This is a genomic window from Pedobacter riviphilus (assembly GCF_014692875.1).
Classification (GTDB): Bacteria; Bacteroidota; Bacteroidia; order Sphingobacteriales; family Sphingobacteriaceae; genus Pedobacter; species Pedobacter riviphilus.
In genome coordinates this window covers 1,911,806-1,935,381 of sequence record NZ_CP061171.1, presented here as the reverse complement: position 1 = coordinate 1,935,381, position 23,576 = coordinate 1,911,806, and the positions used below count along the sequence as shown (strand labels likewise).

Annotated in this window: 24 protein-coding genes; 4 read left to right on the top strand and 20 right to left on the bottom strand. The window is 36.6% G+C overall.

What is annotated here, in order from left to right:
- Positions 1–11: 11 nt before the first annotated feature.
- Both H9N25_RS07895 and H9N25_RS07890 read left to right on the top strand, forming a co-directional pair.
- Positions 12–458, top strand: a complete 447-nt coding sequence (locus H9N25_RS07895) for a bifunctional polynucleotide phosphatase/kinase family protein (RefSeq protein ID WP_190328508.1) — start codon at positions 12–14, stop codon at positions 456–458.
- The gene (locus H9N25_RS07890; RefSeq protein WP_190328507.1) at positions 448–1,239 is read left to right on the top strand and encodes a tRNA(His) guanylyltransferase Thg1 family protein; all 792 of its coding nucleotides are present in this window, start codon (positions 448–450) and stop codon (positions 1,237–1,239) included. Before H9N25_RS07895 ends, H9N25_RS07890 begins: the two co-directional genes overlap by 11 nt.
- 71 nt (positions 1,240–1,310) lie before the next feature.
- Here H9N25_RS07890 and H9N25_RS07885 read toward each other — a convergent pair whose 3' ends face one another.
- The 4 genes from H9N25_RS07885 to H9N25_RS07870 form a co-directional block, all read right to left on the bottom strand.
- Positions 1,311–2,180 (bottom strand): AadS family aminoglycoside 6-adenylyltransferase, encoded by an 870-nt coding sequence (locus tag H9N25_RS07885; RefSeq protein ID WP_190328506.1) that lies wholly within the window; start codon positions 2,178–2,180, stop codon positions 1,311–1,313.
- A 214-nt stretch (positions 2,181–2,394) separates the two neighbouring features.
- Positions 2,395–3,297, bottom strand: a complete 903-nt coding sequence (locus H9N25_RS07880) for a pentapeptide repeat-containing protein (RefSeq protein ID WP_223833659.1) — start codon at positions 3,295–3,297, stop codon at positions 2,395–2,397.
- A gap of 282 nt (positions 3,298–3,579) precedes the next feature.
- On the bottom strand, positions 3,580–4,272 hold the full coding sequence (locus tag H9N25_RS07875) for a response regulator transcription factor (protein WP_167294160.1): 693 nt from the start codon (positions 4,270–4,272) through the stop codon (positions 3,580–3,582).
- Positions 4,259–5,713 carry a sensor histidine kinase gene (locus H9N25_RS07870; protein WP_190328504.1) on the bottom strand — a complete coding sequence of 485 codons (1,455 nt, stop codon included), beginning with the start codon at positions 5,711–5,713 and terminating at the stop codon, positions 4,259–4,261. Before H9N25_RS07870 ends, H9N25_RS07875 begins: the two co-directional genes overlap by 14 nt.
- A 109-nt stretch (positions 5,714–5,822) precedes the next feature.
- Between H9N25_RS07870 and H9N25_RS07865 the strand changes: the two genes are divergently transcribed.
- Together H9N25_RS07865 and H9N25_RS07860 are read left to right on the top strand one after the other, a co-directional pair.
- On the top strand, positions 5,823–8,207 hold the full coding sequence (locus tag H9N25_RS07865; protein WP_190328503.1) for an outer membrane beta-barrel protein: 2,385 nt from the start codon (positions 5,823–5,825) through the stop codon (positions 8,205–8,207).
- A 119-nt stretch (positions 8,208–8,326) separates the two neighbouring features.
- Positions 8,327–9,340 (top strand): zinc-binding alcohol dehydrogenase family protein, encoded by a 1,014-nt coding sequence (locus H9N25_RS07860; RefSeq protein ID WP_167294157.1) that lies wholly within the window; start codon positions 8,327–8,329, stop codon positions 9,338–9,340.
- Between the two features lie 130 nt (positions 9,341–9,470).
- On the opposite strand, the gene H9N25_RS07855 is transcribed toward H9N25_RS07860, so the two are convergent.
- The 16 genes from H9N25_RS07855 to H9N25_RS07790 all read right to left on the bottom strand — a co-directional run bounded on the left by H9N25_RS07855 (position 9,471) and on the right by H9N25_RS07790 (position 23,570).
- Positions 9,471–9,770 (bottom strand): hypothetical protein, encoded by a 300-nt coding sequence (locus tag H9N25_RS07855; RefSeq protein ID WP_190328502.1) that lies wholly within the window; start codon positions 9,768–9,770, stop codon positions 9,471–9,473.
- A gap of 41 nt (positions 9,771–9,811) precedes the next feature.
- Entirely contained in the window at positions 9,812–10,369 is a 558-nt protein-coding gene (locus H9N25_RS07850; protein ID WP_190328501.1) for a hypothetical protein, read from the bottom strand.
- A 149-nt stretch (positions 10,370–10,518) separates the two neighbouring features.
- Positions 10,519–10,935: a helix-turn-helix domain-containing protein gene (locus H9N25_RS07845; protein WP_167294154.1), complete on the bottom strand. Its 417-nt coding sequence runs from the start codon at positions 10,933–10,935 to the stop codon at positions 10,519–10,521.
- A gap of 133 nt (positions 10,936–11,068) precedes the next feature.
- Positions 11,069–12,997, bottom strand: a complete 1,929-nt coding sequence (locus tag H9N25_RS07840) for a polysaccharide biosynthesis protein (RefSeq protein ID WP_167294153.1) — start codon at positions 12,995–12,997, stop codon at positions 11,069–11,071.
- 31 nt (positions 12,998–13,028) lie between these two features.
- Complete coding sequence (locus H9N25_RS07835) at positions 13,029–14,093, bottom strand: GNAT family N-acetyltransferase (protein ID WP_223833658.1); 1,065 nt, start codon at positions 14,091–14,093, stop codon at positions 13,029–13,031.
- 24 nt (positions 14,094–14,117) lie between these two features.
- On the bottom strand, positions 14,118–14,627 hold the full coding sequence (locus tag H9N25_RS24500) for a GNAT family N-acetyltransferase (protein ID WP_255524649.1): 510 nt from the start codon (positions 14,625–14,627) through the stop codon (positions 14,118–14,120).
- A gap of 19 nt (positions 14,628–14,646) precedes the next feature.
- Positions 14,647–15,156: a hypothetical protein gene (locus H9N25_RS24495; protein ID WP_223833657.1), complete on the bottom strand. Its 510-nt coding sequence runs from the start codon at positions 15,154–15,156 to the stop codon at positions 14,647–14,649.
- Positions 15,157–15,191: 35 nt separating this feature from the next.
- On the bottom strand, positions 15,192–15,686 hold the full coding sequence (locus H9N25_RS07825; protein ID WP_190328500.1) for a GNAT family N-acetyltransferase: 495 nt from the start codon (positions 15,684–15,686) through the stop codon (positions 15,192–15,194).
- Positions 15,683–15,934, bottom strand: coding sequence for a hypothetical protein (locus H9N25_RS24490; protein WP_223833656.1), 252 nt, complete (start codon positions 15,932–15,934; stop codon positions 15,683–15,685). Before H9N25_RS24490 ends, H9N25_RS07825 begins: the two co-directional genes overlap by 4 nt.
- Positions 15,931–16,653, bottom strand: a complete 723-nt coding sequence (locus H9N25_RS07820; protein WP_223833655.1) for a hypothetical protein — start codon at positions 16,651–16,653, stop codon at positions 15,931–15,933. The genes H9N25_RS24490 and H9N25_RS07820 overlap by 4 nt, the downstream gene beginning before the upstream one ends.
- An 11-nt stretch (positions 16,654–16,664) precedes the next feature.
- Entirely contained in the window at positions 16,665–17,468 is an 804-nt protein-coding gene (locus H9N25_RS07815) for a phytanoyl-CoA dioxygenase family protein (RefSeq protein WP_167294149.1), read from the bottom strand.
- Positions 17,469–17,520: 52 nt separating this feature from the next.
- Complete coding sequence (locus H9N25_RS07810; protein ID WP_223833654.1) at positions 17,521–18,675, bottom strand: glycosyltransferase family 4 protein; 1,155 nt, start codon at positions 18,673–18,675, stop codon at positions 17,521–17,523.
- Between the two features lie 78 nt (positions 18,676–18,753).
- A complete protein-coding gene (locus H9N25_RS07805) occupies positions 18,754–20,145 on the bottom strand; it encodes a pectate lyase family protein (protein WP_190328499.1) in 1,392 nt (463 codons plus the stop codon).
- Positions 20,146–20,366: 221 nt separating this feature from the next.
- Entirely contained in the window at positions 20,367–21,458 is a 1,092-nt protein-coding gene (locus tag H9N25_RS07800; protein ID WP_190328498.1) for an NAD-dependent epimerase, read from the bottom strand.
- A gap of 119 nt (positions 21,459–21,577) precedes the next feature.
- Entirely contained in the window at positions 21,578–22,699 is a 1,122-nt protein-coding gene (locus H9N25_RS07795; protein WP_190328497.1) for a glycosyltransferase, read from the bottom strand.
- On the bottom strand, positions 22,674–23,570 hold the full coding sequence (locus H9N25_RS07790) for a glucosamine inositolphosphorylceramide transferase family protein (protein WP_190328496.1): 897 nt from the start codon (positions 23,568–23,570) through the stop codon (positions 22,674–22,676). The genes H9N25_RS07795 and H9N25_RS07790 overlap by 26 nt, the downstream gene beginning before the upstream one ends.
- Positions 23,571–23,576 lie beyond the last annotated feature (6 nt).

Sequence of the window (23,576 nt, the reverse complement as noted above, 5' to 3'; positions counted from 1 at the left end):
TCTTTGAGCTTATGGAAGCAGTCATATTTTGCGGCATTCAGGCAACGGGAAAAACTACTTTTTTTAAGGAGAAGTTTTTTAAAACGCATGTTCACATTTCCATGGATTTATTGAATACCCGAAATAAAGAACTTAGGTTTATTGAAACCTGCATCCTTACCTCCCAGCCTTTTGTGGTAGATAATACTAATCCTTCGCTAAAAGAAAGAGCAAAATACATAACCATTGCAAAAGAAAATAAATTTAAAGTAACCGGATATTATTTTCAATCGAAATTATCTGATGCTATTGAACGGAATAATCAACGTTCCGGAAAGGATAAAATCCCTGAAATAGGTATAAGAGGAACTTTTAAAAAACTAGATTTACCTTCGTTTAGCGAGGGCTTCGACGAATTGTATTATGTAATAACCGAGAATAACGAATTTACTATAAAACCATGGTCAGATGAAATTTAATAGTTTGGATGCGAAGATGAGGGTTTATGAAACCGCTCAGGATTATTGTGTTTTACCGGAGATGTATATGATTGCCAGAATTGATGGTCGGGGTTTTACCAGGCTTACCAAGGAAGTACATCAGTTTGAAAAGCCTTTTGATGAAAAATTTCGGAATCTGATGATTGAAACTGTAAAACACCTGATGAATTGCGGTTTCAATATCATTTACGGTTATACACAAAGTGATGAAATATCGTTACTTTTTCATCCTAATGAAAATCTTTTTGGGCGAAAGACAAGAAAATATATTTCAGTACTGGCTGGTGAAGCAAGTGCTAAATTTTCTTCCATTTTTGGGGACGTAGGTGCGTTTGACTGTCGTATTTCTGAACTGCCAAACAAAAGATTAGTTGAGGATTATTTCAGGTGGCGTAGCGAAGATGCGCACAGAAATGCTTTGAATGCATATTGCTATTGGCAATTGAGAAAAGATAATCATAGCAGAAATCAAGCTTCTTCTAAAATTAAAGGCATGAGTATTGCTGCCAAAAACGAATTATTATTTCAATATGGTATCAATTTCAACAACCTGCCTGCTTGGCAAAAAAGAGGAATAGGGTTTTATTGGAAAAATATAAAAAAAGAAGGATTTAATCCTAAAACCAATGAATATGTATTCGCTGATAAAAGAGTTCTGTACACTGATCTCGAATTGCCGATGCGGGAAGAATACAACAAATTCATATTTGATTTTTTAGAACAGGAACCACTTTCTAGTTCAATTTTTATTACTAAATAGTTAGCATCATTTTCCTATTCAAGCCTAGCAAAAAAATCATATTTGTCTGGCAAAAGAAATATCATTACTCTTTAAAGTTGACATTTAGTTTTTATTCCAGCTAAATATTTTCGAATATCTTTTTCCAATTTATCGGGGTATGGATAACCTAGTTTTTTTGATAAATCAGTTCCAATTTGAGATACGAGGTCTGCCATTGCCAATAAAGCCTTCCAATTATCGCCTAAATTGCTTCCTGAAAATGTTTCTTCTATTTTTGCCCATATTTCTGAGGTTAGATACTTTTTAAAGAGTCTTCCGTATTTATTAGTTGTGATATTCCAATTATGCTCACTCGAAATATACCATTCGATTAAAGGAATCAGATATTCTGTACGTATAATGGTCTCCGACATAAATTTCGCATAAAATATGTCCTCTCTTGCAAGACATTTAGCTACATAGGTTGTATCCCACCAAAAATCGTTAAGAATAACCTTAAACTCTTTTTCAGATGGTCTGTTTATAATGGAAACCCGATAAGTTGGTTTTAACATTTTCTTTGTAACACCATCTTTATCAAGAAGAATTTTATAGCCGATATCCCAATCTTCAGGTAGTTCTTTTTGCTGGGTTTCTTCTACAAATTTTGATATACTGTATAGTTTAAAATCTACTTTAACACCATCATCATACAAGACCATTTTCATGGCGTGTTTATTGTCGAAACAACTTTCATCTTCTTCAACCATCGCTATTGGATTTCCGAAATCAAGTGTCCAATTTTTATTTGAAACGTAGCTTACATTACTCTTAAAAATAAATTCAATATCTAAATCACTGAATTCGTCAACAGGAGCTGATGGATTTACTAGTGAACTTGTTAATAAGAGTGCTCTTACATCTTCGTTTTTTTCAGACCACTCAATGATGGCCTTTAATTTTTGTGCTCTGATTTCCATTTTATGCGAGGCGGTATAATGTTTTGGATATTGCATTCAGGCCTAGAGTTTATAAACTGCTACTCAATAGAATGCCATGGTTCAAACTTAGCAAAAATGTTCAACGCACCTATTCTGATAATAGTATATTAGCGGTTCGTGCATTAAACCGAACAGTCATTCTATTTTAAATACCTTAAGTACTGGAGCAACTTTTGTCTTTCTTTTGATCTTATTATAAAAGATTAACCTTTGAAAGGTTTGCCCCTAAACCTTTGAGTGAAGCATAAGTTAGCTTATCCATTATTGCGCCTTCAAAGCAAATCGTTTTGATGGCTTTGTAATATTTGTTGGTAAGGGCGAAGGTTGAGCGGAAAGATACGTTTTTAAGTGTTGCACCTTTAAATGTAGCTTCATTAAGTGCTGCGTTGTGGAACAATACCCCCGTAAAAGTCTGACCATCTAAGCTAAGTCCGCGCAGATCGGAATAGTCAAAATCTACCCCGTCAAACACGCAATTTTCAAAAATTGTTTTCCTCAAATCGGTCTTGCTTAGTTTTACATTGGTAAGTTTGGCATTGCTTATTTTTGCCCCAGCCAGTTCTAAAGCATAGAATTTTGTACGCACCAAAATGGCCTGATCAAAATTAGCGGCTGTAAGATCAGTAGCCGACAGGCTACAATCAGTAAGGTTTGCAGCTTGAAAACTAGTTTCACGTGCATCACTACCTAGAAACGAACTGCCAGTCAGGTCAGCACCGGTAAAATCTGAGCCACGTAAATTACTCCCGTTAAATTTCAACTTATGCGCAATAACACCAGCAAAATCGGTTTTGGCCAGATCGTTCCCGCTAAAATTGGTCAGCAGCTGAGGTTGATGTGAACCTGTTAAACCGTTTACCTCTGGTATTGTCTCTTCAACCGTAATGATGGCATTTGGAGATGAGAGGTTTTCTGAAAAATAGTTAAGATCAACATTCAGAATCTTAGTGAGTTGGTTCAGTGTAATAATATCTGGCATTGACTCTCCCCGCTCCCATTTTCCAACGGCCTGCGGGCTTACAAATACATGTCCAGCCAATGCTGCTTGAGACATATTTATTTTTTTTCTTGCTCCGGCAATTTTATTGCCTATCATTTTTGAATCCATAGATACTGTCTTTTTTTATCTTTCGACATGACAAAGGTAGTTGGTCAAATAGTCGGATTCAATAAATCACCCGCTCATTTTAGTTGTAATTACGCTACTTATTGTTACTTTTAAGCAACCACCAGTTGTATTCAACTCACAAGTGAACTCCTCAAAGGCCTAATCCAATCTTCTGACGTAATCAGAAAGAAAATTTTAGGACGAAGATAAATACCTAATGTATGGAACATAACATTAAGAACATTTATGCCTCAAACATATTTTGTACAATCAACAGATAAGCTTATAGCCCACTCCCCTTAAACTGATGATCTGGATTTCTGGCTCACTTTTCAGCAGCTTCCGCAGGTGTGCCATAAAAACATCCATACTGCGACCGTTGTAAAAACTATCTTCGCCCCATATTTTGATCAAAGCATCCTCCCGTTCCAAAATGTTATTGCGGTTTTTCAATAGTAATTCGAGCAGAACTGTTTCTTTATAAGAAAGTGAATATTCGTCTACAGATGTTTTTAATTTTTGGGCGATGGGATCGAGTTCACAGTTTCTGAACTGGTATTTTTTATTCGCGTCGTTTTCATCCTTATTCACGGGGCCAAATCTCTTTAAAAGCGATTCCATCCGCACCAGCAGTTCATCAATACTAAAGGGTTTTTTAAGGTAGTCGTTACCTCCGTTTTTAAACCCCATTACCACATCTTCGGTAAGGGCTTTGGCACTCAAAAATATAATTGGAACATTGGGATCTGACTTTCTGATTTCAGCTGCCAGTGTATAACCATCCTTTTGAGGCATCATAATATCGAACACACAGATATCAGGTTTTTCTGCTAAAAATTGTTTCCAGGCAAGTGCTCCATCGGCAGCAAGTTTTACCTCGTAACCACTGCTGGTTAAACCATCGAGTACTATCCGCGCCAAAAAAGGCTCATCTTCAGCGTATAAAACCTTAATTTTCTTCATACAATGGTAAAATGATCATAAAATTACTTCCTTTTGCTATCTTACTCTGCAATGCAACACGTCCGCCGTGGAGCGATACCACCTGTTTTACATAGTGAAGCCCCAGGCCGGAACCCTTCACATTATGTATATTATCCTGGTTAAAAATCCTGAAAAAGCGTTCAAAAACCTGCTGATGATAAATTTCTTTAATCCCCGGACCATTATCTTTAAAGCTAATGGTTAATTCATGATCAGCAACACTGCAAGACACCTCAATTCTGGATTGTGCAGGTGAATATTTCAATGCATTATCGATCAGGTTATAACATACATTAGCAATATGCATAGCATCACCTTTAATAAAATAGGGTTCATCAGCAGGAACAAGTATAAGCTCCATATTTTTCTCACGCACCTGGATATCCATAGAAAGCATTACCTGTTTAAGTAAAGATTGAATATCGATCAGACTGAATTGCAGTTTTGTTCTTCCTATATCCATCTGCTCCTGTTTAAGCACCTTTTCGATCATGGCCTGTAAGCGCTGCAATTCGTGACGGCTTATATTGATGTAATTCTCCAGCTTTCCGGGTTCATCAATTAAATGATATTTGCTGATCGATTCAAGTGCAACAGCAATCGTTGAGATCGGGGTTTGGAGCTCGTGCGTCATGTTACTGGTAAAACTCATTTTCGCCTGCGCATAAAGCTGCTGGTTTTTCATCAGCCTGATCAGCAGGTAAAAGGCTGCTGCCGTAAGCACCAGCATCATAAACGACGAAATAAGGTAATACTTCATCTGATAAATGACCAACCAGATTATGGTTGGAACCACTAGCTGGTACCTGTTCTGAAACTTAAGATTATAAGTATATTTCCCACTAACGAAAGCAGATGAAGCATTAGAAATCGCCTTGCCTTTTACCAATTTCCCGACAGAATAATCGTAAAGTGCATAACTTCTATCGATATGAACCCCCAATAAATCCAGGCGATGGTTCACCAAACTGTCCATCACTTTCAGGTCGCGCTGATCTTGCAACAAAACTTCCCGCTGTGATTTGCCATTGGTAACAGCGGTAGAGCGATGGCCCATTTTCTTTTTGAGATCGTTCAGGAACGACATTTTCATTTCCACCACAGAGCTATCATTGGTAATTCCATAATGGAACTGGCTACGCAGGTTATCCACCTTTAGGTCATCAAAAGCCTGCCTGAGCGCTAGCCACTCCGGCGAAAGGAAAAACTGCTGAAAACGGATGCTTTTCTCGTGCCCTTTGGCAATACTCTGATAGGTTATCCGCCTCGAAGCATCACTAACGATGGATTCGAGTACCGTGGCAACGGATTTCTTTTGCGCCATATACAGTTGCCGTATCCATGCACATTGGAGGCAAAGACTAATGATCAGTGTAATTACCGCCAAAGGAAGAACATATCTGGACGTAAGCCATTTCATCCCTCTAAATTGAACAAATCATTTTATCAATGGAAGAATGAGCGCAAAATTTAACCATATTTAACTGAGATTAACCTTGCTTTACATGCTGGACGTTTAGTTTTGAAACATGAAAAAGTTAATCCTTGTCCTTCTTTCCCTTTTCCCCCTTATTACTTTGGCGCAATTACGTAAAGGTTTGGTAACCGATAAAAACGGCGAACCGATTGATGGGGTAAGCATTAACCTGCGTCGTGCAGACTCGACGTTAGCGGTCCAAATTTCAAAAAATGGTTTGTTTAGTTTCCAGCAGTCTTTAAAAGGCGATTATATTTTAATGTTGAAAGCCGTTGGATATAAGGATATAAGCAAACTGATAAATTTACCGATGGATTCAGTCACCCTCATGATGATCAGTGACGATAAGACCCTGGATCAGGTAACGGTATCGGCTTCAAAACCGCTTATTGTAAGAAAAATAGACAGGGTAATATTTAATGTCGAAAATAGCATCGTGGCAAGTGGAGCAACAGTATGGGATGCGCTTAGTAAAGCACCTGGCGTACAAACACGTTTTGATGGCGGAGTAACGGCAAATAATAAAAACGTAGTAATTTATATGGACGATAAGCCAATCAGATTATCTGGCGAAGATCTGGCTGCTTATCTTCGTAGCTTACCTTCGGATAATATTGCAAAAATAGAAATTATTGCTAACCCCACCGCCCGGTATGATGCTCAGGGTGGTGCAGTAATCAATATTATTTCCAAAAAACCAAAAGGCGACGGGTTTAACATCGTACTTTCAGGTGCTTACACACAATCAACGTATGGTAGCTATAGCCCGAGTATGGTATTCAACTACCGCAAAAACAAATTGAATGTTTATGGCAGTTATGGGTATAACCGACGTAAAAAAGACCATACCGAAAGTGAATACATCATTTATAATGCTCCGGGTAGTTATTCTGATTGGAGGAATGAAAAATCAGGCTTGCGCCAGGGAAATGCTAATAGTTATAAAATTGGCGCCGATTACAACCTTACCGATAAACAGGTGATCGGTATTTTGATAAATGGTTACAACGGCAGCAACAGCAGGCCGAACAATATATTAACTACTGTTATTAATAATCATGCAGTTATGCCTGATTCTATCTTACATACCCAGAACTTTTCTAACGGAAAAGCATATCAGTATAGCTTTAATATCAACTATAAAATTAAATTGGATACGAATGGCAGGAATATTAATGTAGATATTGATTATGTACCTTATCAGAACAAAAATAGCCAACAGGTAGACACATATGGAACATTAGGTAGCGGTAGTTTGCTACCCGATAGTTATCATATCTTTACACCTTCCAATCAGAATATTGATATCTATTCCGGAAAACTGGATTATACCGATAAGTTCTGGAAGAAATGGACATTTGAATCGGGCCTGAAATACAGCAGTATCCGTACGCGCAACAATTTTGATTTTTATAACAATCCGGCTGGCGGTCGCGAATTGATACCGAATCGCAGCGACCGGTTTGAATATGCAGAAAATGTATCGGCCATTTACGCCAGTCTTGCCGGAGATTTTGGCAATTGGAGTGTTGAAGGTGGTTTGCGTGGTGAATATACACGTACAAATGGCAGATCGATCGTATTGAATACCAAAAATCAGAATAACTATTTTAAGCTTTTCCCAACACTTTTCGTGGTTTATAAAATGAATAAAGACAATGAAATCAATTTCAATTATAATTCAAGGATCAGTCGGCCCGAATACTGGAGGCTTAACCCTTTTAAATCCTATACAAGCCCGTACTCTTATTTGGAGGGTAACCCGGCATTACAACCTGCCTTTATTTATAATAGCGAACTGGGTTATACCTATAAACAAGAATATAATATTTCATTCTATTTAAGGCGGACGGCTGATTATTTTAGCAATATTACAGTTCAGGATAATACCTCAAAATTCTTTTACGATACCCAGAGAAACCTGGATCTGAGTCAGGAAATAGGTTTTTCAGCCTCCTTTCCCAACAAGCCAGCTGCCTGGTGGGAAATCAACAATTATGTTCAAGGTTCTTATCGTCTGGAAAAATCGGGATATTTACAGGCCCGTTACGATTATCGTGTTTGGGGTATCTATTTAAGTTCTAACCATGCCTTTACCATTAACAAGGCACAAGGACTGAAGGCCGAAATAAGTGCATGGTATTCTTCCCCAACCATACAAGGTATTTACCATATTGCCCGGCTGTATGATGTAAGTGCAGGGCTACGTAAAACATTATTAAAAGGTCAGGGAACCCTCAGGCTTGCTGTAAACGACATTTTTTATGGTAATGCCTATCGGATTGACGTTGATTACCAGAACCAAAAAAATGGTTTTACTGAAAAAAGTGACACACGCAGTGTTACTTTAAGCTTCTCATACCGATTGGGTGGTAACCCAGCTGCCGTTAGAAAAAGAACCTCGGCAAGTGAAGAGGAAAAAAAGCGTACCCTGTAGAGATATCGTTTTCTATAATTGCATTTTTTTTCCAAAAAAGGCGATAAAATCAGGTTATATTTGGTCAATTGAAATTGTAGATCGACAAAAACGGATAGTACATTTATAAAAAAGAAAGCATGAAAGCAATTGGATTTAAAACATCACTGCCCATAATAGAAAATGAAAGTTTTATCGAATTTGAAACAGCTGTTCCACAACCTAGCGGACGCGATATATTGGTTAAGATAAACGCAATCAGTGTAAATCCGGTAGATTATAAGGTACGCCAGAACAGTGCTAAAGATACTGTATTGGAAACGCCGAAAATAATTGGCTGGGATGCGACCGGAATAGTAGAAGCAGTTGGAGAGGCAGTTACTTTTTTTAAGCCTGGTGATGCAGTTTATTATGCTGGCGACCTTACCCGCAGCGGGAGTAATGCAGAATATCAATTGATAGATGAACGAATCGTAGGCTTAAAGCCAAGTACACTTAGCAATGCCGAAGCTGCCGCTATGCCTTTAACCGCACTTACAGCATGGGAATCGTTATACGACCGCATCCGCATTAACGAGCAAAAAGATAAGGGCAAAAGTATACTCATTATTGGAGGTGCTGGTGGTGTGGGTTCAATTGCGATACAAATTGCCAAAAAAGTAAGCGGCTTAAAGGTAATTACCACGGCTTCGCGTACAGAAACCAAAGAATGGTGCAAAACGATGGGCGCCGATGTGGTGGTTAACCACAATAATCTGGTTGAAGAAGTACGTGTGGCAGGTTTTAAGGAAGTGGATTTTATTCTCGATTTTGTAGACCTGAACAGTTATTGGGATGCCATAGTAGAACTGATTAAACCTCAGGGACATATTGTTTCCATTACTGGCTCTGCCGCTCCTATTGCGCTGAATAAGTTAAAAAATAAAAGTGTTACTTTTTCGTGGGAATTGATGTACACCCGTTCGATGTATCAAACCGATGATATGGACGAACAACACCATATTTTAAATAAACTTACCGAGCTTTTTGATAATGGTACGCTTAAAACTACCTTGAATACTACATTGAAAGAATTTACTGTAAATAACTTAAAAGAAGCGCACCGCTTATTAGAAAGTGGAAAAACAATTGGTAAGGTTGTAATTGAATATTAGGGATTATCAAATGACGCACGATTTTAACGTTATGTTATAACCTTAATGGCCTGCACTAAGCCAGAAACAAGAAAAGGCTACTCCTTTCGGAGCAACCTTCCCGTATCTTTGATAAAATAAAGTGAGCGGATTATTTTTTTCCGCTCATATCCATAAAAATAGATCTGATGCCTTCAAGAAGTTCTTTTCTCTCGCTTGCCAGCACCAGTGGAAACCATTCGTCGGTATGCAATTCTACTACATGCTCGTGAATCAGGTAATGCCTGCCAGATCTTACCCTTCGCCGATTGCCGGAAATTACTGTTCCAGATAACATTTTGATTATAATTTTCGTAATCATCCTAATGTATTTGGGAGAATCCTCATATTTACAATCAATAAAGAGAATCCACAATCCGTTCATCGTATTGTATTGTATACTTGCTTTCATTTATGAAGCTTATTAAAGATGACTACTTAGGAATACCCGTTTTATAAACTAAAGCCCCAGGCAATTCTGAAGCCAACAAAGTTGTTCGTATGGTCGCAGTGATAGAATTTGCCGTTGCTTTCATAGCGTAACCCTGCATCGATGTAATTATTGTTGTGCAGATAAAATATCATTCCTGCCTGCAGTGCGTATACAAATGCAGCCTTTTTTCCCTCAACACAATTTGTTTTATTTAAAAGGAAGGAAAAACCTATTTCCGACTGCAGGTAAAGATTACTTCTGTAAAAATATTTTAAACCTGCTTTAACTGGTACTAGCTGTAAATCATCTACCAGATGGGAGTAATTTCCCGTTACAAAAATATTGTTGAATCCGGTATTTACCGAGGCATATAAAATGCTTTCGGTAATAGGAAATTCTGCCTGAACGGAAACGCCAAGCGGTGCCTCGTACTTTTTGGCCAAATAACCAGTGGCTAAACCTGTTTCGATACCTACAGAATACCGGATACCAGTACCACTATAAACCTGCGATTGTGCTTTGGCGCTTTGAAAAGCAAACAATGGCAACAGTAGAGTTAATGCGTTAATTGTTTTCATGATTTCAAAATTTTGTGAATAGAAATCCATCACCATAAAACATGTTTACGGCGGATTGTTTAAAGAAGTACTATAAAAAAAAAGGGGTTACTGAATGGTAAACCTTAAGGAGATATTGGTTTAAGATAAATTAAAATACCTGCAGCAGCTTAAGAAATAGACCGATTGTTATTTCTTGGCATAGTGTGATGCGCTACAGTTTCTGAAACATTTTTTTCTATGTTATTATGGCTTAATATTTCGTTGTATTTTTCGAGCAGTTTAATGTATTTATTCATCCAAAAGTACACAGAATTTGCATCACCTTTGGTTTGATCCTCCGTATGTGCATCAAAAGCCTCATGAAGGTAATGACTATTTTTAGAAAAAGTTTCGGGTAACTCAACAGAAAAATCGTGACCGATTACAGTACCTACTTTCCAAATAATTTCAGGATTTAGACTTTTCTGATCAAACCAATTGTAAATAGTTCTTCTACTTACATTTAATTTTCGGGATAATTCACTTATTCCCATTCTGTCTCTGCGTACAACACGCTCAAGAACTTGGCCTATATTTAAACTCATAGCAGTTAATTTAATTTAAAATAAAACCTTTAAATTCCATCAACAATCAGGGACGACTATTACTATTAATGCAATTTAATAATTATTTATAGAAAAAAAATATAATAATATTAATAGGGTGTTTTTACGGTAATTAATTGGCAACCAACAGATCTAATTCTTCAAACCTTGAGTTATTACTAACATAATCGGGTATAATTTCTTTCATTTTCTTTACCATATTCAGATCGTTGCCATCGTTATTCAACACAATCAAGTCTTTAATAATCTGATTAACGTACAAATAGTTATAAGCTACTTTCTTCGATATTTTAATTTTTGGATGATGGGTAGGTATAATTTCTTCATCTATAAGCAAAAGTTCTTCATATAACTTCTCCCCTGGCCTTAAACCTGTATATACAATATCTATATCTACATAAGGTGTTAAACCTGCTAATCTGATCATATTTACAGCCAAATCGACAATCTTAACTGGTTTTCCCATATCGAAAAGATATATTTCTCCTCCTTTGCCCATTGCCCCAGCTTCCATTACCAACTGAACTGCTTCTGGAATAGTCATAAAGTAGCGGGTAATCTCCGGATCGGTTACTGTAATAGGTCCTCGTTTTTCTATCTGGCTTTTAAATCTTGGGATTACAGAGCCATTTGAACCCAAAACATTTCCAAAACGGGTAGTTACAAAGCGGGTTCGTGAAGCTTGGGTGGTAATTTCGTCTGTTGAAATAACTTCCGGACTGTTTAGCGATTGAATATAAATTTCGGCCAAACGTTTGGATGCCCCCATTACATTTGTTGGCTTAACAGCTTTATCGGTAGAGATCATTACAAACTTTTCTACGCCAAATTCTACTGATATATCGGCCATGTTTTTAGTGCCCAGTACATTGGTTAAAATAGCCTCAGCTGGATTATTCTCCATCATAGGAACATGTTTATAAGCCGCAGCATGGAAAACAATTTCAGGTTTATAAAGTTCGAATAACGTTCTGATCCGGTTTATATTCTGCACATTGGCCATAAATATCTTTACATTTAAGTTCTGGAAGTTATCTTCCAGTTCGAGTTTTAAATCGTGAAGCGGTGTTTCTGCCTGATCGCAAAGGATTACCGATTTAGGATTATACTGTAAGGCCTGTCGAACAATCTCCGATCCGATGGAACCTGCAGCGCCTGTAACCAAAATACATTTACCACTTAAATCTTTCAGGATATTCTTGTTATTGAGCTTAATCGGTTCACGTTCCAACAGATCTTCAATTTTCAGATCGCGTAATTGGTGCGAATCTAACTTACCATACAGCCATTTATCTGATGGTGGCACCATAATTACCTTAATCCCCTTATTAACACAGATATCGATAATTTTCTTTTTGTTTAAAGTGTTTAGCGCATCTTCCGCAAAAAGTATCTTTTTTATATTGTGTTTCTCTTTTAATAGCTCAACAGAACAAGAATGGTATACTTTTTTCTGCTCGAGGTATTTATCAACGCGGTCTCTGTTATCGTCAATAAAGCCGATAATATTCAGATTCGAATCTTCATTCTGTTCTATTGCGTTCTTGATCAAGATTGCTTTTTTTTCCGATCCGTAGATCAGAATATTCTCTTTAGCTTCCGATTTGAGTTCTTTAAAAAAGAAAAATACTCCTTTTACTAAAATACGCATAAGAATCAGCAGCGATGAGGAGATAAAAAAATTCAATATCAATGCTTTATCCATTAGATGCCAAAGCAACTGAAAGCGTTGCGAAAGTATTTTATTTACACCAACAAAGAGTAAGCTGGTTACAAAAACTGCAAGGAAAACCCTTAAAATATCTTCGGTATTGGAATAACGGATAATACCGGTGTGTATTCTTAAAGAAATAAAAACACCTGCCGCGATGGAACAATAAAGGGCCACATAAATAGCATTGCCTGAGTTAAAAACCTCGGTATAGTTTAATGTATTCGTTAATACAATGGATATAAACAATGTCCATACAACGATCATCTGATCAATCAATAAAATTAACCACCTTGAGTGTGCTTTATCTGGAAAGAAGAACTTTTTCATAATTGAGAATCATTAAATGTTTGTTTAAAATTTATTGAGGTATCATTCTATAAAGGGGAAAAAAGTCAGCATTTGTATGTATTTGGTTACCCGATTTTTCTACTAACTGGTTATAAACAGCTTTATTGGCAATAAAACGCCAACTGTAATAATCTAAAACCATATTCGAAAAGCCCAGTTTCCATTCTAAGAGCGAATCTTCTTTATAACCAAGCCCACCACCTAAATGGTAGTATTTCATCTTCCATTTACGACCTAACTCACTAATTTCATCAACCAAAAATTTAGCCGGAGAATTTTTAAGATAATGCGCATTAGTGGCAATTAAGTGCCCCTGTATAATACCATTAGTACACATAATGATACTGCCGCAAACTAAATCATCGTTTGAATAAACCAAGATTAACTTACAGTCGAATTCTTTGGCCCGAACAAGCTTCGTAAAGTATTCTTCAGTAAAAAGATAAAAATCAGCAGCACTGATACGGTTCATATTAGATTGATAGAGCTTTGTGAAAGCAGCAATATCTTCCTGAGCGGTAGTCTCTACAGAAACATAACCAAACTTTCTACACTTCTTAATGCTATCTCTTGTTGTTTGCCTATACTGTTTCCGTTGCTCTTCAATACTTTGTTGTAAGTTAATAACAACCGTTTTTCCATTTTCATATATGCTATCCGTTTCTTGTAACAGAATATTTTGATCAAAAAAAGGATGAAGTCTGGAGAAAACAGAAACGTAGCTACCTTTATATAAAAATGCTGAAAAAGCTTTTAGAAAATTTCTTTTCAAGCGCTCACTTGTATCGCTAAATTTAAGGTTGGAAATCGGACCTGAATAACCATAAACGCAATGTAAATCGTAATATGGTGTGTCTTGAATTGCGCGTTCTAATAAAGGTATGGCGATAAAATTATTAGCTTCGCAATACACAAATAAAATGGGTCTTCCGTTGCTTGCCATAGCATGGTAGTGCCAGGTATGATAAAAATCATAATCGGCAGCCAAGCTAATATACTTTACCCAATCATCCTTTTGTGTTAAAGTTAATTGTAAAGTAGTGCCACTAGCGTTATTTTCAATTAGCATATCCATTTATTAAGAGAGTTTAATAATTAATTATGAAGCAATTACAGGACTACGGTAGAGTGGAAAAAAATCAACAGTCGAATAGGGATCAAGCGATCTCTCGCTGAGGAGTGTATTGTATAATTCGTTATTGGCAATATACCGCCAACTATTAAATTCGAAGCATAGATTAGAGAAACCCATCTTCCAGCCGAATAGGGTGTCTTCTTTAAAATTAACACCACCACCCAGATTAAAATATTTATAGCCCAATTGCCTACCAATTACGGTAATTTCATCAGTTAATAACTTAGCTGGAGATTCGAACAGATAAATAGTTCTGGTAGCCAAAAGGTGCACTTGCATAATTTCTTTGGTACAAACTACAATGGCCCCTGATATGGCTATTCCATCCTTATACACCAAAAAAAGCTTGCTATCAAATTCGTCGGAGGAAAGTAGTGCAACGAAATAAGCATTATTAAAAAGATAATGATCTTTGGCGCCTATTCTAATCATATTTTCGGTATATATTTCAGAAAATATGCTTGCATCATTAATATCGGTAGAAATTCTGACTTCATAATCCCGCTTTCGCAGGCGTCGGATTTTTTTCTTTTACACTTTTTCTGTAGCCTGCCCGCTGACTTTCAATGGTGGTAGTTAAATCAATCACAACTGTTTTCCCATTGGCGTATACCCCTGAAAACTTCTCCATTAACCTTTCCTGATGAAAAAACGGATGTAATCTTGAAAAAACAGTTACATTTTGGCCAGTTTTAAGAAACGCTATGAATGTATTTTTAAAACGTTCCATAAAATCATCATCAAGCGCATTGAAATCCATGTTTGAAATGGGTCCAGTGTATCCATAAACTGATGTAAAATCGAAAAAATCGGAACAGGGAATATTCCTCTTTAAAAGCGGAAAAGCAATGTAATTTTCGCCTTCCTCATATACAAACAGTATGGGAAAACCACTTTTATCTAAGGAGTGGTAATACCAGGTGTGATAAAAATCGTAATGCAAAGCGCGCTTTACATATGTAGACCATTCTTGTTTATCATCAATTGTAAGAATCTTTCTCATTTTGAGCTATTAAATTTGGGTAGATTGTAAATAGATCAATTTGCGGCAAGTAAAACAGAAGAATTAATTACCATTTTTATAAAATGTTCCTGTTGTGAAACAGGCTGAAAGCCTACTTTTTTGTAAATGGCATAAGCAGCCAGATTATCAGCGTGTACTTCTAAAAAGATGTGTTTAAGATTAAGGTTATAAAAGGCATATTTTAGCAGCATTAAAGAAGCGTTATAACCTATGCCTTTTCCCCAGTATTTCTTTTCGCCAATAAAGAGGTGAAACACTGCAGTCTCGTTTTCAATATCGAGCAGCTGAATGTTGCCTATATATTCATTCGTATTTTTTACGCAGATGGCAAAGCGTTTTTCATTAGCCAGATTTAGTTTATTTAATAGCCACTGTTTTTCAACCTCGGCCGTAATGGGATCTTTTAGCACAAATTTGGTGTACGACCATACTTCAGGATCGTTTCTCCATTTGTACGACACATCAGCATCTTTTAATTCTAGTGGCCTTAAGTATATTTGCGTATTCATATGAGCGATTTTAAAGTTTTAACAATTACTTTCATATCGGCTATGCTGTAGCGGTGATCAATTGGCAACGAAACAAGATGTTTGGCTAAAAAGTATTCATAACTATCAACATGTGCCCATTCGTAAACGTTAGGCCAATAGGTGGCCACAAATATTTTTTGATCAATGAGCTGCTGTTTTACGGATGGGTTTTCTAACAATAATGGGTAAACCATCGGAATATCTTCCCCTGAAAAGTTTAGTCTCAAGATATTTTCCTGCCCAAATGTTCGTTGAGGTAGGCAAAGTTCTTTCTTCTGATCTCGGCGTACTTACCATAATCAATACTTGAAAGAATGGTTTCTGTTAAAACCGACATCCTTTTGATTTCGTTATTGCACAACTGCTTGTTGTTTTCTATGTAATCTGCATACCCCTCTTCAATGTTGATATCGATGCTTTTAATCAGGTGAGAAAACCGATCTATTGATTGATCTTGTTTTAAATTTAAACCTAATGTACTCGAGATATTGAGATAGGCCCCATCCGGTACGCCGAAAAACTTGCGGCATGAGTAAAAAGTGTCGCAATCGTTTACCGGTTTGCAAAAAAAAGCTTGCGCATTATCTATTATCAGGTTCTTGATTTCTTTGGTTAACCTTTTAACAGTTTCCGTTTTAAGTCCGAAGTAATTGGTATAAAGCAAGCAGCAACGTTCGCCTATCTCAAAATCTATAACTGGATCTAAATCTTCATCTATATGGTAAAAGTGATATTGTACATTTAATTTTTTGAGTGGTTCAAGCAAAACTTCACAGGTATAGTATGGAAGATATATGGTGGAGTATTTTCTTATCCTTAATACATACTCCAGTGCATTTCTGCCTGTATTAAGTGCAATTAAATCAGGGTAATACCCCTCTCCTTTTGATAATTCGAGTGGAATATAACCACCTATAGTTTTGGGTGAATGGATTTCTGTTCCCATAGTATTATCCTCTATCCTTGATCTGCTTTATACATCCTGTTTTCTACAGGCCTATAATATTCCTGTAAACTAGCTGGCACCCTTGCATTGTAACCGATAATCTGCCTTAAATCGCTATTTATTTTTTCGCCAAACTCATATCCTAAAAATCTAGGATAATCGAATTGTTGTTTAATATAAGGTTTAGTGAAACCTAAGGTTAAGGCTCTTCGCTGTTTGCGGGTGAAATTAATGCCCCCTGCGTGCCAGATATTGGAATCGAATAGTATAATACTTCCTTTTTTGGCGATAGCTTGTTTAGCAAAAGCTTTAAAGTGCTTTTCTTCTGGTTTGATATCCAGTTTATGAGAGCCCGACAAAAAGTGCGTGGCACCATTAAATATGGTAAAATCATCGAGTACAATAATCATCTGGATCATAAACTTAAATTCAGACGAAAATGTACGTACATCGCGATGGATATTCTGGATATAGGACTTGCTTTTTTTTGTATTAATTACTCCGTTTATCCCGTTAAGAATGTAGTTTCCGCCTAAAAAATCACGGATTTCTCTGTGGCAGTACAACTTACTCAAAAGCTCAATCGCGAAATTATCTTTCTCAAGCAAATGATGTAACGTTCCTTCCATATTCTCCTCAATTCCATTTAAAACCTGTATCTCTCTTCTTAACAGGTAAGAAGTTTCGAAACCTGTGGTTATTTCTGAAATTAATTTCTGATTGATTGCCTTTTCATACACAACCCATCCATACTCATCAATAGCTTCCCTAAAGTCGGCTAAAGTTGCTCGTTTATAAATAAATGTATTGTTCACAATTTTAGGTTTAGTTTATTTATTTGGTTAGTTATCAATGCGTAAAAGGTAGTTAAGCTTGTAAACGCATAATCTTAAAAAGCGCTGCATTAACGATATTTACATCAAATTTTGTTTTTGCAAATTCATGCGCTTTGTTTCCAAAGGCAATAATATCATCACTGTTTGTAATAAAATACTCCATTTTACTAGCTAGTGCACCTGCATCTTTAACAGGAATAAGAAATCCGTTAGCCTGTTCAGGATCATTATTAACCGTTTCTCGGCAGCCTACAGAGTCGCAGGTAATTACCGCCCTGCCTATAGCCATTCCTTCAAGTATACAGCGTGGAACACCTTCACCATAATAAGAAGGAAGCACCATTACCGATGAGCGCTCAATATCCGGTCGCACATCATCAACCTGTCCTATGTATTGGATGGTGTCTCCACTGATAATTTTTTGATACAATTCAGGTGCAATGGCATCTATATTAGGATCGTATGGTCCAATCAGTTTAAAAACGGTTTGTGGAAATCGTTGTTTGGTTAATTTAGCGGCATCGTAATACTCTTTAATGCCTTTTGCATTGATGAGCCTCGATACCATTAAAAATGTTACGGGCGAGGCGCTCGGTTTGGAATAGTGATAATGGCTTAAGTCTACTCCCGAGCCGTTTACCACATAAACCTGGTGTTTTTTATTCAGGATCTTTAGGTCGATTAAACGTTGAGAATCGTCCTTGTTCTGAAAAATAATACTTAAATGTGGGTTGGGTTTCAGACTCAACTTTAGTAATAACCTCGTTATTTTAACAATTAGTTTATTACTGGAAGAATTATCGGTAAAGTTATACCCTAAACCGGTAAGCATGGGAGCAATTAATTTAACCTTGCAAATTTTAGCTAAGAAAGAGCCATAAATAACAGGTTTAAAGGTGTAAGGAAAAAAAATATCTGGCTTTATCTGTCTGATGAGTTTATACAACGAAAAGATAAACCTTAAATCGGATAAGATGGAAACGTTACTACCGTCTAATTTACTCTCGTAGGTAATTACATTGAGTTCTTTCAGTTTACTTCGAACCGATTCTTGTTCAATTTTAGGCGTAAACACATAAACCTGGTTATGTTGCTGCATCTTTTCGATCAATTTCCCTCTAAAATCTAGCAGGGATCTGGATGAGTCGCAGACGATAAAAATCTTTTTCCTGGTTATATTCATCATGTCAAAATTTTAATTTAAACTGCAAAGCCACCTATCCAGGTGGCTTATTGCAGAAAAAATATGAAGGTTTTGCTTTACCTACTTGGCACCAGCATTTGCCGTAACAATTGCAGGAACACTCGCTGCATCGTTAAGGAATGATTTGTAATCATACTCTGGAACCCAGGTAGAAACTGCCGTCGTTATATTGTTTGGACCACATTTATCGTAAATGTTGGTGGTAATACCGCTAAAATATCCTTCCGGATCGCTTGCCACTTTTGTCGTTAATGGTTTAACACAATTTGAGAAATACTCATTATCTGTTCTTACTATACCACCCGCTCTTGTACCGATAGAGTAACCAGAGTTGTTAAGGTGATAGTTGTTAAACATATGTACACTACCATAGTTCATTGATGGTTCTCTTTCGGTAACATTATACCACATATTGTGGTGCATGGTTACGTGCAGTTTGCCTTTATCTGCTTCGTGCCCCACAATACCACCACTAATTAGCACTGATAAGTTGGTATCATGGAATTTACTCCAGGAAACAGTTACGTAATCCGATTCTCTTGTAATACAAATATCTTTACCCCAATAATCCCAGCCATGGCTACGGTCTGTAGAGAAATCGCAATGATCTACCCAAACATGGTGAGCAGCTTCTTTAATTTGTACAGCTGCCTGTTCTACGTAGTTTTTAAAAGTAATATTCTGAACTATAATGTTACTTACTGTGTAAATAAATAGATTAACCCCTTCTATAACAGCTCCAGATTTGCCAATAATAGATTTGTTTGATTTTACATAAACAATATCCTTACCAGCACCTTTAATGGTACCGCTCACATAAATAGTACGTGTAACGTTATCGCCAACAGCAGCTTTTAATTGATCGAGCGTGGTTACCGTAGTTTCAACACCACCCTGACCGCCGGTTGTTTTACCATTTACCAAAGCATAACCTACTAAAGCAGAATTAATGGTAGTATTAGCAGGCGGGGTTACAGTTTCTGTTGGTGGTAAAACAGCGCTTGTGCCGCCCATTACATAAGTATAAGAACGGCCATTAGTTCTTGGATCGGTATTGTCTGATGCCGAAAATATTACCGTAGTACCCCAATGGCTAAACCTGCCTTTACCTAAATTTCTGATATCATCGTGTACACTATGGGCAGGACCCAGTTCTACTCCGTTTTCAAATAATCTTAAAATCGATTGTTCTTTTGAAGTAGAATTGTCGCCACCAGGAATTGATTCTGAAATTTTATATGCATAACCTCCGTCAGATTTTACACCTGTAAGGCTTAATTTACCTGTGCTGCCACTGGTAGCTGCTAATACTGATGTAGAATCGCTTGAAAACAATTCTGTACTGTTGGCCAATTTATCATCGGCATTCACACTTTTTTTACAATTACTAAAGAAAATAATTGTCGTTAATACTAAACCAATTAAACTCACTTTTTTAAACAATTTTGTCATTCTCTGCATTTTTTATTTTTTTTAAATTTACCACTTAACGCTATATGCGATAAATGAGTACGTTTAATAAAATGCAGTTAAAACGCTGATAATTAAATAATAGGCTTAATATTTGGCATTACTTATACTGTAAACCAATTGCTTACAGATTGTAAAATGACAGTTTAATAATTCAGTTTAATAAAATTTATTATACACTTAGTTTACACAAATATGACAAATTAAATTGTAACAATAGCTGTTTTAGGAATCAACTGTAAATTTGGGTGATAAAACGCTGTAAACCAGTTTACAAAATTCTTTACACCTTTTTGCACAGAAACAGATGGTTCATAATTTAATAGGTTTTTTAAATCGTCAATATCTGCTGATGTTTCTGCCACATCGCCATCTTGCATGGGCATAAATATTTTTTGCGCGGTTAATCCGGTTTCTTTTTCAATTTCTTCAACAAAATCTAACAGGTTAACTGGTGCTCCTCTCCCAATATTAAATACGGCAAAAGGTGCTGCTGATGTAGCTGGATCAGGGTTTTGGTTATTCCAGTTTGGATTGGCCTGTGCTGGTTGATCAAAGACTCTTACAATGCCTTCAATAATATCATCCACATAGGTAAAATCTCTTTTCATTTCGCCATTATTAAAAACTTCGATGGGCTTACCTTCCAAAATTGCTTTTGTAAACAAGAACAAGGCCATATCTGGGCGCCCCCAAGGACCATAAACTGTAAAGAAACGTAAACCAGTGGTTGGTAAATTAAATAAATGGCTATATGCATGCGCCATTAATTCGTTACTTTTTTTCGAAGCCGCATATAATGAAACCGGATGGTCTACATTATCGTGCGCAGAAAATGGCATTTTTTTATTTAATCCATAAACACTGGAAGAGCTGGCATACAATAAATGGCCAATTTTGAAATGGCGACTACATTCCAGTATATTTAAAAAACCTTTAATATTTGCTTCTATATAGGCATCTGGATTGGTTAAGCTGTATCGCACACCTGCCTGAGCCGCCAAATTACAAACCGCATCGAATTGATAGCTTTTAAAACAATTTTCCAAACTTTCTTTATCGCAGATATCCAACTTTATGAAAGTGTAATTTTCATATCTATCACTCACCTGAGGAACACCATAAACCAAATCGGTGTGGTTAATACCAGCTTGGGCTAAACGGACATGTTTCAGGTTTACATCATAATAATCGTTAATGTTATCAATGCCTACAACAACATCTCCTCTTTCCAACAAGCGTTTTGCTAAATGGAAACCAATAAATCCGGCTGTACCGGTAATTAAAATTTTCATAAAATTTAAGTTTGAGAAACAGTTAAAAATGGCCTCGAAAAAGGCATGATTGTTTGTTTTTAGGATACAGCAAAGCATCCCATCAGAAAATGCGGCAATGGTTTGTTAATGTTTTGGTCTTAGTTTTGGTGCTGCAGCGCGTTTAAAATAGATTGAGCAAATATTTCTGGTCTACGGCCGTACAAATACTGCATCGCAGTTTCAGTATTCTGAGGTTGGTTTTGCTTTAATTTTTTGCCCATTGCTTCGGCAAGGGCTTCTACATTGTTTACTTCTACTTTGGCAATAGCCGGAATTTCGCTGATGCCTCCTGCGCAAAGTGTAGAAACTACTGCGCTGTTTACCGACATCATTTCTAACAGCACATTCGGAAAACCCTCTTTGATGGAAGATACCACGCAAAGTTTGGCCTGTTTAAAATAAGGGGCCGGATTATCTATCTGTCCCTTTAAAAAAACCGAATCGCTTAAGTTATTCTCCTGGATAATATTGATTAATGATGCTCTTTCTTTTCCCTCTCCCAGTACGAGCAATTTAAGTTTAGGGTGCTCCTGCTGAATTAATTTAAAAGCTTTGATCAAAATCGAAAAACCTTTTTCCGGGATCAACCTTCCTGCAGAGCAGATAAATTCGAGTTTGGCATCGCCATTAATTAGAGGCAGTTCAGATTTAGCAATGATCTTATTAAAATCGATGGGATTGGGTTGTACCAATATATTTTGCTTCGATAAAAATTTATTGTGATCAAGCAGCTGCATTTTCATTAATGTGGTCTGGCAAACCACTAAATCTACAGCCGGATAACCAATGCGATAAATGATCTGATAAATGCGTTTTTTAATTCCGGTGAAACGGGTAAAAACAGAGGTGCATTCGCGTACAATTAATTTCGACCTGAAATAACCTATACGTTTTAAAAAACCCAAAAAAGCATTTAAATACGGGTGTGTGCTCATTATCACATCGTCCTTTTTATATTTTCGGAGCAGTGGTATCATTTTTACAAAACCCCAAAAAATTGTCTTTTCAGACAAGTATCTTTTGAAAATCCCGTCAGAAATTTTAAGCCCTGTAAAAGCATGTTTTTTTAAAAAGTGCATTTCGCCGTTAACTTGGGTAGCCATTGTCAATAGCACATTTTCTGCCCCGTTGGGTGCATCAGTTAACGAAATGAAAATCATTCTTTTTTCACGTGTGGTCATTTCGAATGGCGATTTATCTTTTTTTAAGATTCCGAACAATTTTTTTGAAGGGCATTATCAAGCTTAATACTTTCCGTTTTCCGTCTATTACAATAATGTTGTTGGCGAAACTGATATTGTGAAGCCCTTTGTTATAAAGTTTATCGGGTAATATTTCGAATTTATGGGTGGTTGTAAACGTTTTTTCGCTCAGTGCTTCAATTTCGTTAATGATAATTGAACCTCCGTAACGGTTAATTGGGTTTTGTGTGGGTCGGTATAGCGATTTACCAACTTTAAATAAACTCCCAGCAGCCCTGCAAAGTTCTTTTTCTACAGGGATGGGATTTTGATAATGCCCAGTGTATTGACCGTTTAAAGTTTTTGAATGATAAATGTACAAGTGATTTTGATCTCCGGATACACTGGTAAAAAGCCAATATTTATTTTCATGATAAATAATCGAACTATCTACAAAAGCTTTTCCGCTAATCAACACTTTTATTTTGGTTAACAGGTTTGGATGCTCCAGATTAACCTGATAGAGTGCTATTTCTTTTGCTTCTGATGTTTCCGGAATACAGTATAAGCATCCATTTTCTTCAATAAGATAAGGATAAGATAAATGTATTGCCTCTGGCTTAATGCCCTGTACTTTCTTCTTGTTTTTGAAGTCGAATCCATCAATCATCATAATCTCGCCCTTTCCTTTCCAAAAATCCAGTTCTTCGTAATAGATTCTTGGTGTGTTATTTATATTTACCACAAAAGGATCAGCAGCATAATCGATGTTATCTTCCTGTAACCAGTTTATTGCTGTGCCAAGCTTTTTTGTGCTGATCAGCTCTTCTGGCGTTTGATAAACAAAACCAATATTCCATTTGTCGGCAGTGAATATTTTATTAAAGAGGTTAACTGTTGCATTCATCATATTATG